A 12287-nucleotide genomic window follows, 5' to 3' on the forward strand; every position below is an offset into this window, starting at 1 on the left:
AGGGCTTTTATATGAAAATCGCTTTTGTTTTGTTTGATGGTTTGACTTTCCTTGATTTTGCAGGATTTTATGATGTGATCAATCGGTTGAATTTCTTTGAACAAACCAAAGGCACGACGTGGGAAACATGTGCGATGACAGATCAGGTTACGGACGAATCAGGCCTAACGTTGAAAGTGGACCGGGTGAAGCCTAATTTGGCGGAATATGATCTCGTTTTTGTGCCTGGTGGTATGGGAACACGTAAGCTTCGATTCGATGAGGCTTTTGTGGGTTGGCTGAGACAGGCCGAGAATGTTCCACTAAAGGTATCCGTGTGCACAGGCTCTCTGCTGATGGGGGCAGCGGGGTTTTTAACAGGTAAAAAAGCAACGACGCATCCCAATGTCTATGAACTGCTTGAGCCATATGTTGCCGAGGTGATTCAAACCCGGATTGTGAAAGACGGAAATGTGATTACAGCTGGTGGGGTAGCGACGTCCATTGATCTTGGGGTCTATGTCGTAGGTTTGCTTGCAGGCCAGGAAGCTGCAGATAATGTGAAGCTCCAGATCGATTATCCTTATGACTTGCAGGGAGTGGTGGAAGCATGAATGAAGGTCGGAAGGAGAACGTGTTCATCCTTCGCAATATACGCAGAGATGAGGCAGAGCAGTATTGGCCTTTGCGGCTGGAAGCGCTGAAAAATCATCCGGAAGCCTTCGGGGCTTCATTTGAAATGTCGATTCAGCTTCCCATGAGTGAAGTGCAGGAACGCATACATACCGAACCCGATGATTACATTCTGGGTGCATATACAGAAGAAGGCATTCTCACAGGAACGATGGGGTTCAAAAGAGAACATGGACTAAAGCTGAGGCACAAAGGTTACATCTGGGGAGTCTATGTTTCACCGTCTTATCGTGGATGTGGACTTGCTTCCCGATTGCTCCGCGAAGTGTTGGATCGGGGCAGGGAATTGGAAGGCATAGAGCAAATCAATCTCAGTGTGGTTACCACAAACGAGTCAGCAAGGCGATTGTATGAGCAGTATGGATTTGAAACCTATGGCATTGAGCGTAATGCGCTGGTCGTTCAGGGAAAAGGCTACGATGAAGCGCATATGACTTACTTTTATACTGATTTTTTGAATGAGAGCGTTGTGGATGTTGATAAAGGTGGTGACTTATGACGGACACGGTTCAGCTTGAACTTGACGGCATTTCTTTTGAGTTAAAAGAACCTCATTCATTCGAGTGGATCGCGCGCCTGGGTACTGTATTCCGTGTGTTTGATCAGCAGGATTCCGGCAATTTGTCCTTTGGTGTTCTGGGTCAGGACGGAAAGCGGAAATTCGTGAAATATGCTGGAGCACGCACGATACATGCGAACAGTTTAAGTGCACCTGACGAAGCGATTCATTATTTGAAATCATCCGTTTCCATATACGAAGATTTGGCACATGACACATTGATTCATTTAAAAGACCATTTTGCAACGGAACATGGCTACGCTTGTGTATTCGATTGGGTGGAGGGAGAATGTCTGCATGCCCATTGGGATTTTCCACCACCAGCCAAGTATGAGGACCCTCGTTCCCCTTATTATCGATTCAGACAGCTTCCGGTAAAGATGCGCATTCAGGCGATGGAGCGTATTTTGGATTTTCACATCGAAGTGCAGCGGAGAGGGTATGTGGCTATTGATTTTTACGATGGCAGTCTGATCTATGATTTTGACAAACAAACGATGAAAATATGCGATATTGATTTGTATCGAAAGGGCTCTTTCACGAATACGATGGGACGGATGTGGGGATCATCCCGGTTTATGTCTCCTGAGGAATTTGAGTTGGGTGCGCCAATTGATGGAGTCACGAATGTGTTCAACATGGGAGCGATGGCTTTCTCGCTGCTGGGTGGAGAGTTGGATCGTTCATATGCCAGATGGGATGCGGGAGAAGCGTTGTACCAGGTGGTTATTCGAGCAGTAGACCCTGAGCGGGAGAGTCGCTATGCTTCAGTTGCTGATTTGGGAGATGCATGGAAAAAAGCCGTGCTGCAGGATAAATAAGCGATATTGTATCATTGTCTGGATCTTAAAATCCTCTCGTATATTTACACATACGCAATTGTGCACATTGGATTCGTATCTGCACGAAATATACCGTATAATGGAAATTAATGAGGGGGTATAGCCAATGTGGAAGTATACGATGTCAGGATCAATAACTGTTTTTCCAAAGCAGCATGACACTCGAAAAAGAAGTGTAGGCGAACCATTATTACAGAGGTTCATACCGTAGTTATGGATCCCAATTCAAACCTTTCACCCATGGATATGATGAAAATTCAGGCAAATACATTGTATACGATGGACAATCAGAAGCGTCTGTTAAGTATTAACGAACCGGATGGTGGTCAGGCTCCAGCCTTATTTATTGGAATAACTTCTGTTGGGCAATGTTCCTACTATCATGAGCTGTTGCCGTTCACTCTGATTGAGGAACTAGGCTGTGATGCTGATCTTTCGCTCGATATTGCGAAGTTGATTCGGAGAGTGGAGACGTTTAAGCCAGTGAAGAGTGTATGGATGGGCCCGGCTTATGCATTTCCCGAGAAGTGCGGCGAATGGCATCCAAATGTTCAGCTTATAGAGAGTCATCGTTCTTTTTTGCTGGAAGAGCATTTTCCTGATTTAATAGAGCGTGTGCATGAAAAAATGCCCGTTGCCGCTTATGTTATTGAGGAATCGGCTATCGCTGTATGTTGTTCAGCCCGTATATCCAAACAGGGTGCTGAGGCGAGTCTGTATACATCGCCTAATTTCAGAGGACAGGGTTATGCAGCAGAGGCTGTAAAGTGCTGGCAGTATCATGTTAAAGAGAGCGGGCGCATTCCAATCTATAGTACATCATGGGATAATATAGCTTCGCAGACTGTTGCCCGAAAGCTGGGACTGATCCAGTTTGGTGTGGATCTCAGTATCACGACCACATCATAAAAGGATGATTTTAACCATATTAAATCAAGGGTGTCAATTCGCTGCGTTGAAATCCGGAATGTAAAGTTGGGTTGCAGCAGTGATTAGGACTTTTGTACAAAAGGACTTGTAATATGTCATTGTAGCGCATATCCATATCTATCGGGATGAGTATAATTATGATCATAGATTTGTCGTAGTGATTCAGACCGAGGCTGGCTGCATTGGTCTAACTCAACTGGATGAGCATACAGCAGGAAGAAAAATGGGAGATGATTCTGGAACAGGACAGGAGTGATTCCATGATTCGCAAACGGATTGCAAGCGGCACGGTGATGCTGTCTGCGGTGTGGATGTTGGTAGCATGCTCGAATCAGGCGGAAATTCATGACGTGAGCTGGAAGATTGATAGCAATCTTCAGCAAATCGTGAATGAAACTGAGATTCTGACCAGAAGTAATCCAGGTGACTATATTGCTGCTAATACAGAGGCGTATGCTCAGATTCTGGATACGGGTGAAGAGGGACTGAACGTCCTGATTCAGCATCTGGATTCCAGTGCAGATAATGGCCTTAAGGAATGGCTTATGGCTCAGGCAAGTACGGAGCTGCTCGGAGAGCGTAATCCGGTGGAACACTGGCAAAGTGGAAAAGACTGGCTCAGGCAGTATAAAATAAAGGTAGAATAATGGCTCATCATCATTAGTGCATGACTTACAGCGAAGGTTGTGGAGGGAACTGAATCGATTCTGAAGAAGCGGTAGCATTCGCCTTTGTCTCCGAATTTGCACATTTATAAAATATATCAAGACAATTTGGAGACAACAGCGATCGAAAGAACGATCCGTAACCGAAACGATCACCGCAGGTCGTCAAACGTTAACGTCTGTGATGACCCAGAATAACATAACTCACCTCCCAGTCATCATGAGCAGGAATGAGAGGTTCCAGGAACCTGAAAGAATACGTTATAGAGGTGAAACCCTTGAAGAAGAAAATTGCATTTTTTGACTCGGGAATCGGTGGTTTAACCGTCTTGCATAAGGCCTTGCGTCACTTCCCTGAAGAAGCGTTTCTGTATTATGCTGATACACTGCATGTTCCTTATGGGACCAAGTCAGCCGATGAGGTTAGAGGACATATCTTCAATTGTGTGGAGGCTATTTTTCAGGAAAATGTGCAAGCGATTGTGATTGCCTGCAACACAGCGACCAGTCTGACCGTGAAGGATTTGCGTGCCAAGTATGATATTCCCGTTATCGGAATGGAGCCTGCTGTGAAACCCGCTGTGGAAATGAATCGAAGAAGCGGCAAAAGAGTGCTTGTATTTGCTACAGCCCTGACCTTGAGCCAAACGAAATATCATGAATTGGTATCCCGAGTGGATGACCATCACAGTGTCGATTCTATTCCATTGCCTGAACTTGTGGAGTGGTGTGAGCAGTTGGACTTTGATCCACATAAGATTGCGGCGTATTTCCGCCTCAAACTGGCTGATCTTGATCTGGATTTATACGGTACAGTTGTACTTGGCTGCACGCATTATCCGTTCTACACATCCATTCTTCGTACGGTTCTGCCTGATCATATTCAGATTATTGATGGCAGTGCGGGAACGGTTAAACGCTTGAAGCAGCTTCTTGGGTTAGCAGACCAAAAGGGCGTGTGGACAGAGGATAAAGTTACTTTTCTTAGTTCATCTGGTCGTTCGGAAGACCAGGAGAATATGCGAATTGCACTTAAATATCTGGAGAAGCATTGAATGAAAGTTGAATCAACAGGAGGTGAGGGGCGATGCAGTCTATTTATCTCATTCGTCATGCCAGAGCAACAGGGCAAGAACCGGATGCCCAGCTTACGGATGAAGGACTACGTCAGGCGGAAGAACTCGCTGAGATGTTGGCGGAGCACCCTATACAATATATTGTGTCGAGTCCGTGGAAAAGGGCACTTCAAACCGCAGCGCCACTGGGCAAAACCGTCCTGCAACATATACATACGGATGAACGTCTTCAAGAAAGGGTGCTAAGTTCCCTTCATCTGGATAACTGGATGGATGTGCTTGAACGTACATACACGGACGAAGACTGGACGGAAGAAGGTGGTGAATCTTCTCGTTTCGCGACAGCCAGGGGCCTTGAGGTGTTGGACGAGCTGTGGAGCCGGCCTGAACATAGCGGAGCAGTGATTACACATGGTAATCTGTTATCACTGCTCATTCGTAGCCATGATGCATCCTTTGGATTCGAGGAGTGGAAAAATCTATCTAATCCTGATGTATATATCCTGGAAAAACAGCAGGGGGTTGAAGTCACACACAGCATTCGCCGTATATGGCGAAGTTAAACATAAAGAGAGTGCTCCAGCGATTTTTAAGATCAGCTAGAACACTCTTTTCAGTTTACGATATTGGTTTTACAAAGCGGCAACTAATAACATTACCCAACCGACCAAAAATGCTACTCCGCCTAGGGGTGTGATTGCCCCCAGTTTCCGAACGCCAGTTACGCTTAGGGCATATAGACTACCCGAGAACAAGAGGATGCCGGCGAATAGCAGCCATCCAGCGAGCAACACAAGAGAAGGCTGCTCCAGTCGATCAGCGAGAAGTCCGAGCAGGATGATTCCGATTCCGTGAACAAGGTGATACTGAACGCCAGTCTCGTATATTTTGATCATGTCAGCAGACAATCTGCGTTTGAGCGCATGTGCACCGAATGCTCCAAGGGCAACGGCAAGAAACATCATGATACTTCCAAGTATAATCAAGGTCTGCATGTAATCTTGTCTCCTTTTCTAATGAGTATAAAGCAGAATGTTTCTGCTCATTATGACGCTTATAGCTTACGCAATTGAATGCGCTGAATCGAATGGTCCGCTTCTTTTTTCAGAATAAGTCTGGCTCGTCCTTTGGTTGGAAGGATGTTTTCGTGCAGATTTTTGGCATTGATATCTTTCCAGATCTGACTTGCTGTATGAACAGCTTCATCTTCTTCCAGATTGGCAAAACGACTGTGGAAAAAGGAATTCTCATTCTGAAACGCTGTATTGCGTAGCAGCTTGAAACGCTCAATGTACCAGTGACGGATATGCTCCTCTTCCGCATCGATATAGATGGAGAAGTCAAAAAAATCACTGACCAACAGAGGGGTTTCCTTTTTAACCTGAAGCACGTTAATTCCTTCAATAATGAGGATATCCGGCTGACATATGGCATTCTCTTCACCTGCAATGACGTCGTAGGCAAGATGGGAGTATACGGGAGCCATCACTTCGGGTTTGCCTGATTTGACATCACCCATGAACTGAATCAGTGACTTGATATCGTAGCTTTCCGGGAATCCCTTCCGGTTCATGATGCCTTTCTCTTGCAGCACGGCATTGGGATACAGGAAACCATCCGTCGTGACCAGATCCACCTTGGGATTTCCTTTCCCTCTTGCAAGCATAGCCTGAAGAAGGCGGGCAGTTGTACTTTTGCCCACGGCAACACTGCCCCCAATACCGATAATGTAGGGAGCGTGATGTGCTTCTTTTTTTAGAAAAGATGCCGTTAAGCGATTCAGCTCTCGTGAAGCTCCTGCATATAAGTCAATAAAGTGGGTAAGAGGTAAATAAATATCCTCAACTTCTTGAATGGATACCTCTTCATTTAATCCCTTTAGCTGTTCCAATTCTGCTTTCGTTAGTGGAAGAGTGGTCTGATATTTCTTTAAGTCAGCCCATTCCTTGCGGTTAAACTCGGTGTAAGGAGAGTATAAATTCATGAGATCCCGCTTTCTGTATGTAATGTTATGTTGGCACAATCAATAGTGTACCAAATTTCAGGGAACTGACAACACCTTTACATTGTTGACTCCTTAGTATATTCCCTGAAAGTTGAATGAAAAGCAACTTATAGGAAATTGTAAACCAAATTATGTTAAAGTCAACGTATACCATGCGGAAGGGTGACAGCAAATGATCGTATATGAGAGAGAGCATGATTTTGTTTTGACCGCACAGCATGAGCATGGACTAGTAGCCGGAGAAATGGCTTCCCATTGGAAAACGGAATTGTTAACTGATGAAGCGCATCGAGAAGATCTGATTTTTGCCGCAAAAGAGCATGATCGGGGATGGATTGAGTTGGATTCTGCTCCATTCTGGAATGATTATAGTCAGATACCGTATTCGTTTCGTGATTTTCCATTGCGTCCACGATTTGTATTTTACCGTAAAGGTATTGAAGAAGTTCGGGAGAAAAACCTGTACGCCGGGTTGTTGTGCAGCATGATGTATACAGATTTGTTTCAAAACAACCTGGGTGCTAACGCAAATGATGATGAAGATATTAGGGAATATCTGAACGATGAACGGGAGCATCAGTTACGCTGGGAACAGCAGCTTGGTGGTGGTGAAGCGTTGAAGCTTAGGCTGAAACATGATTTGGAAATTATGCTTTTTTGTGATCAGCTCAGCCTTTTTCTTTGTATGGAGGAACCCGGAACACCTACTGCACGTTATGATTTTTTTGCGGATGGACTGGGCTCTACCTTCGATGCCTGTTCAAGGCAGCCCATTATGGCCGAGTGGCTTTCCAATGAGAAAGTAGGATTGTCTTTTGTGCCGTTTGATGAGGACTTTACAGTTGTTATGCCTTACAAATCGGTGCCGAAAGCAAGTATTCGCAAATTTGGTCTGCTGCAGGCTTATCGCCGTGCCGAGTGGAAAGAGCGCCGGGTGTTAATTACAGGCATGAGCTGAGTGTCGCATCTCAGGTTAATCTCATAAAGTAAAAAGTTATATCAATAATGACAAGATCCCATGAATATACATGGATAGCAAGAAACCGATATTTCTTAAGTTCTGAGAAGGGCGGAGCTGCTATGGATAAAGATAAAACCAAATATCTCAATCTTTATAATGGTTTAACTGAAGATGAAATTCGTAGTGGAGAATTAGCAGCAAACTTTACTCAGATTGATGAAGAAATCGCTGACCGTGGAATTCACATTACGTGGAATGGTGCTGATCGTACTGGAGTTCAAGGAAGTTCTTCTGCCTTAACTTCTATTCTGACTGAGGATAAAGATGTAATCATCATTCCACAAGGGGTCTTTCTAATAGATAAAAATGTAATTATTCCGTCGGATAAACAACTTGTATTTCAACGTAATGGAAGGTTTAGAATAAAAAAGGGTGTTACTTTAACTATTCTAGGACCTATTGATGCTAGACCGTACGAGTGGATTTTTGATGTTTCCTTAGGTGGGACTGTAAATGGAGAGTTTCAAACCGAGTCAGTTTATCCACAATGGTTTGGAGCTAAGGCTGATGGTATTAATAATGATGCTCCTGCAATACAGGCTGCTGAGAATTTCGTCTTTCAGAGGGGGGGCGGAATCATTGTATTTCCATTTGGAACATATGGGATTAAAAATAAAATTATTAAACGATCTAGTGTGCACTGGAGAGGGGCACAGGCTAAGATAAAGAGAATTGACAACCTTGATCCGATTGGAGCTGCGTTTTCGTTAGTTTATGCTGAAGAAGATACCTTTGATTGGTCTATTCAAGCTTTAGAATTCGAAAATATTCCCCACAATGTATTGTTGGATAAGTCTATCTATCATAATTTTGGACCGGGAAGAAACAATAGCTGTATTGACGCGTATCGCTGTTCAGAATGGATAGTTCGTGACTGTGTTTTTCGTAAATTTTCTCAGGGCATTTTATATCGGGGATGTGAGACTTTTACAATATCAAACAATCGATTTTATGGTGAGAGTGGCAAGAGTATTGACTCTATATTAGAGGGCACTTTAATCTCTTTTTCAAGCTATGTGTATACTGGTGCGATAATATTTGCTTTTACATCTTCTGCGGCTGAAATTCGAAACGCAGGCAATTTTTTGATTTCTGATAATTATATTGAAGTTCCTGGGCTGGATATAGGTATTGATGCCCTTGCCCAAACTTGGAATGAAAATCCTTCAATTGTTAGTGAAAATATAATACTAGGTCCTAATTGTGGTATTCAGATTTACAAAGGGAGTTTTCATGATCCTTTAAATGCGCCAACTTACCGAGGGAATATCCAAGTCCACAATAACCGATTATATGCAACTTGGGAGCAGGGAATTTATATTCGGTATACTAATGGCGTTACAGTCTCACATAACTATTTAGAAAGAGTTGCTCAAAAACCTGGTGGGGACATAGGTAGCTCTGGTGGAGGGATTGTAACTCGGGTTAACCCATTTAACCTAAATCCCCATTCACCGGGACCCTCCGATCATGTGGGTGTGGATATTCTATATAATCGTATTGTCAATCCAGGCCAAGACAATCAACGATTAGATGGAGCTATTCATATACGCTTACCTAATTGTCGAGTAATTGGTAATGACATTATACGAGAAACTAATTTATATCCCCGTTCGCTCGGTAAAGGAATTTTAATTGATAATGGAGAAGGGATTTTACAGGCAGAGATTCGTGGAAATCGAATTAGAGGATTTGAATATGGTATGTTCTGGGCAGGAACGGCTAAAAAGCATGAGGATGGCGAGCCATGTACCATTGACGGAAATACTATTAGAGACTGCTCAACAGCGATTTTTCTTGATCCTCTGAGGGTAGTTGGTATTCAGATTAGGGCGAATTTTATAATTAGTGCAAATACGGGATTGATACTAAAAAGAGCACCATATTCATTTATTGAAGATAATCATTTTCATTCGTGTGTGGCTGGGGTAGTACTGAGATCCGGAAATCTGGCAAGTGATTATGTTACTCTAAAATCAGGAGGCGAATACACCGGGGTAGACACTGGGATGATAGCAGGAGGAACTGTTACTGTTAGAAATAATGATTTTCTTAAGGTTACCATACCACATAATGTTGCAGAAACATCTCAAGGAGATGCTTCCTTTCATGGCCGATGTGTATGTTGGGAAGGGGATCGTGTGAATGGTCGTATTTTGCGTGTAAATGATTTTAACGACGCGAAACAACCTGTTTCCTACACAGCAAAGGTATGGCATAAACATGATCGAGTATATAACACGATTTATATAAAGGGAAAAGTATATGAGAAACTCTGTATGAACGCAGGCATGTATGGCCGATCTCCAGTCATTCCTATTAAAGGTACGATCTCTGAAAACTCTGATGTTATTACGAAAATTTCGAGTGTTCGAAATATTGGATTAGGTCAATATCTAAATGTAGAGGGAATTACTGTGTACGTAAAAGAAGTTAATTATACCGAAAATTCTGTTTATACAGATGTTGTTTTTCTTATGAATAAATCTGATGTAGACATCGTTATGAAAGAACCAACTTTCATGGATTTAATTATTTGGACTTGATCCTTCAGGCTTTTAAATACCCTTTTAAGCGGTTATCGTGAAGATTTCCACTTGAAAAGGGTATTTCATATTTGATAATTATTGACCAGATCCTCTTAAGAATCCTATGATAAAATCTTCTAAGATACTTTATATATTACCAACCCGGAATACAGTTATAGGGAAATCTATCTTAGAAGTAGAAATGTTAGTATATAACATAAAAGCTTGATTCAACAATTACACAAGAACGAAGAGGACAGAAAAACACCTGGGAATCAAGGATTGGAAGGTTCTTCTGTTGAGTAAGTGAATATGTGTGAATTGAAAGGAATTAGGTTTTGTATAAGGCAACTAGGAGGAAAAACATGGACACTAAAACTGAGATTTTAACGATGTGTATGGTATGGGACAAACAAAATGACCAGGTACTATTAATGAATCGACCCAACCAAAAAGGATTTCCCGGATATATTGCTCCTGGAGGGAAAGTTGATTTTCCGGAAAGTATTGTGGATGGTGCCGTGCGAGAAGTTAAAGAGGAAACAGGACTTGTGGTGAAAGAAATTACATATAAAGGTCTTGATGAATTTTGTGATCCGGAACAAGGATTGCGTTATATGGTTTTCAACTACGTGGCTACTTCTTATGAGGGGGAGCTACTGAGCGAGCCGCCTGAAGGTGAACTGTTGTGGGTGTCTTTAGGTCAAGCGCTTGAACTGCCTATGCAGGACTGGTTTGCGGAACGTTTTCCGAGATTTTTTCAAGCAGGTACATTTGAGCGTAGTGTGATCTGGGAGAAGTCAACTGGACGTACACTGAAAGAGACGTTTATGTTGTATAGCGATTCGGTTCTTGAACAGAGTGAAGTTAAATAATTTAAGACGCTCATGAGGAGGAAGAAATGATGGGATACCAGCATGCGCTTGAAGGATACATTGCAGCGACCAATACACATAATTTTGATGAGGTAAGCAAATGGTTATCACCGGATGCCGTATATTGGTTTACCGGAACGTCTTGTACTACCCTTAACGCAATTCGGGCTTATTTCGAAAACGCTTGGGATACAGTCAAGGATGAGGTATATCGTGCAGAGGATGTCATGTGGATTACGACTGGCGAAGAGCAGGCGGTCTGTATTTACACCTATCACTGGAAAGGAATGTATCAAGGGGAACCGGCTTCCGGAAAAGGTCGGGCTACCAATGTATTTGTTGCAGGCATCAACGGAGAATGGAAATTAATCCATGAACATTTAAGTGCGGGTGAATAACGTGAGGAATAGTACATTGCGTTTTTAAAACGGTTTAATTGAATAAAGCTAATAATTAAGGGTTCTATCTGAAGCGTGTCTCATATTTTATCAGCCAATTCTATATATTTATATCCAGATATTATGATATAATGAAGTTTACTTTTTTAAAGGAGAGGACTTGCTATTATGGATATTACATTTCGTGAATCGCTTGAGGGAATAGGTATCGACCAACTTAGCGGGAATTTTTTTGAAGGTTGGCCAAACCCTCCATCTACGGCTACTTTCCTGAAGTTGCTGGAAAACTCCTATGCTGTCGAACTGGCAATTGATGAAGAAACCGGAAATGTGGTGGGCTTTATTCAAGCGATTTCAGATGGAGTTCTTAGTGCATATATTCCCTTATTGGAAGTGCTTCCAGAGTATCAGGGTAACGGGATCGGAACAGATCTCATCAAGCGTATGTTTAATCGTCTGGGTGATCTCTATATGATTGATCTTTTGTGCGATAACGAACTCCAGGAGTTCTATGAAAAACAGGGCATGAACAAAGCATCTGGCATGGTGATTCGTCATTATCAAAATCAGGCTGGAGCGGTAAATAGCTAATAGATTTGGTGAACTAGATGGTTGAAATAAAATATAAAAATCGTTCCGGCGTAACCCGAAGATATAAAAAGAGAAAAATATGAATTCAGACTAAAACATTTATATACGGAAGGTTGTTATATATT

Annotated in this window: 14 protein-coding genes; 12 read left to right on the forward strand and 2 right to left on the reverse strand. The window is 42.7% G+C overall.

Translation table 11 applies throughout. From position 1 onward, the window contains the following. Nucleotides 1-11: 11 nt before the first annotated feature. The 7 genes from RS891_RS08545 to RS891_RS08575 all read left to right on the forward strand — a co-directional run bounded on the left by RS891_RS08545 (nt 12) and on the right by RS891_RS08575 (nt 5307). Nucleotides 12-593, forward strand: coding sequence for a DJ-1/PfpI family protein (locus RS891_RS08545; protein ID WP_315795081.1), 582 nt, complete (start codon nt 12-14; stop codon nt 591-593). Then, nucleotides 590-1171 carry a GNAT family N-acetyltransferase gene (locus RS891_RS08550; RefSeq protein WP_315795082.1) on the forward strand — a complete coding sequence of 194 codons (582 nt, stop codon included), beginning with the start codon at nt 590-592 and terminating at the stop codon, nt 1169-1171. The genes RS891_RS08545 and RS891_RS08550 overlap by 4 nt, the downstream gene beginning before the upstream one ends. Continuing rightward, on the forward strand, nt 1168-2052 hold the full coding sequence (locus RS891_RS08555; protein ID WP_315795083.1) for a serine/threonine-protein kinase: 885 nt from the start codon (nt 1168-1170) through the stop codon (nt 2050-2052). Before RS891_RS08550 ends, RS891_RS08555 begins: the two co-directional genes overlap by 4 nt. 234 nt (nt 2053-2286) lie before the next feature. After that, on the forward strand, nt 2287-2982 hold the full coding sequence (locus RS891_RS08560; RefSeq protein WP_315795084.1) for a GNAT family N-acetyltransferase: 696 nt from the start codon (nt 2287-2289) through the stop codon (nt 2980-2982). 251 nt (nt 2983-3233) lie between these two features. Beyond that, nucleotides 3234-3650 carry a hypothetical protein gene (locus RS891_RS08565; protein ID WP_315795085.1) on the forward strand — a complete coding sequence of 139 codons (417 nt, stop codon included), beginning with the start codon at nt 3234-3236 and terminating at the stop codon, nt 3648-3650. 248 nt (nt 3651-3898) lie between these two features. After that, nucleotides 3899-4723, forward strand: a complete 825-nt coding sequence (gene murI / locus RS891_RS08570) for a glutamate racemase (RefSeq protein ID WP_315795086.1) — start codon at nt 3899-3901, stop codon at nt 4721-4723. Between the two features lie 32 nt (nt 4724-4755). After that, nucleotides 4756-5307, forward strand: a complete 552-nt coding sequence (locus RS891_RS08575) for a histidine phosphatase family protein (RefSeq protein ID WP_113051587.1) — start codon at nt 4756-4758, stop codon at nt 5305-5307. Nucleotides 5308-5376: 69 nt separating this feature from the next. Here the strand turns inward: RS891_RS08575 and RS891_RS08580 are convergent, their stop codons facing one another. Then, nucleotides 5377-5739: a DUF423 domain-containing protein gene (locus tag RS891_RS08580; protein WP_315795087.1), complete on the reverse strand. Its 363-nt coding sequence runs from the start codon at nt 5737-5739 to the stop codon at nt 5377-5379. Nucleotides 5740-5798: 59 nt separating this feature from the next. Continuing rightward, entirely contained in the window at nt 5799-6728 is a 930-nt protein-coding gene (gene coaA / locus RS891_RS08585; RefSeq protein ID WP_315795088.1) for a type I pantothenate kinase, read from the reverse strand. A gap of 193 nt (nt 6729-6921) precedes the next feature. Between coaA and RS891_RS08590 the strand changes: the two genes are divergently transcribed. The 5 genes from RS891_RS08590 to RS891_RS08610 all read left to right on the forward strand — a co-directional run bounded on the left by RS891_RS08590 (nt 6922) and on the right by RS891_RS08610 (nt 12162). After that, nucleotides 6922-7707, forward strand: coding sequence for a DUF3891 family protein (locus tag RS891_RS08590; protein WP_315795089.1), 786 nt, complete (start codon nt 6922-6924; stop codon nt 7705-7707). Between the two features lie 122 nt (nt 7708-7829). After that, on the forward strand, nt 7830-10316 hold the full coding sequence (locus RS891_RS08595) for a right-handed parallel beta-helix repeat-containing protein (RefSeq protein WP_315795090.1): 2487 nt from the start codon (nt 7830-7832) through the stop codon (nt 10314-10316). A gap of 347 nt (nt 10317-10663) precedes the next feature. Beyond that, the gene (locus RS891_RS08600; RefSeq protein ID WP_315795091.1) at nt 10664-11173 is read left to right on the forward strand and encodes an 8-oxo-dGTP diphosphatase; all 510 of its coding nucleotides are present in this window, start codon (nt 10664-10666) and stop codon (nt 11171-11173) included. A gap of 29 nt (nt 11174-11202) precedes the next feature. Continuing rightward, the gene (locus tag RS891_RS08605; RefSeq protein ID WP_315796243.1) at nt 11203-11571 is read left to right on the forward strand and encodes a YybH family protein; all 369 of its coding nucleotides are present in this window, start codon (nt 11203-11205) and stop codon (nt 11569-11571) included. A 168-nt stretch (nt 11572-11739) separates the two neighbouring features. Further along, complete coding sequence (locus RS891_RS08610) at nt 11740-12162, forward strand: GNAT family N-acetyltransferase (RefSeq protein WP_315795092.1); 423 nt, start codon at nt 11740-11742, stop codon at nt 12160-12162. Nucleotides 12163-12287 lie beyond the last annotated feature (125 nt).

The organism is Paenibacillus sp. BIC5C1 (assembly GCF_032399705.1).
GTDB lineage: Bacteria > Bacillota > Bacilli > Paenibacillales > Paenibacillaceae > Paenibacillus > Paenibacillus taichungensis_A.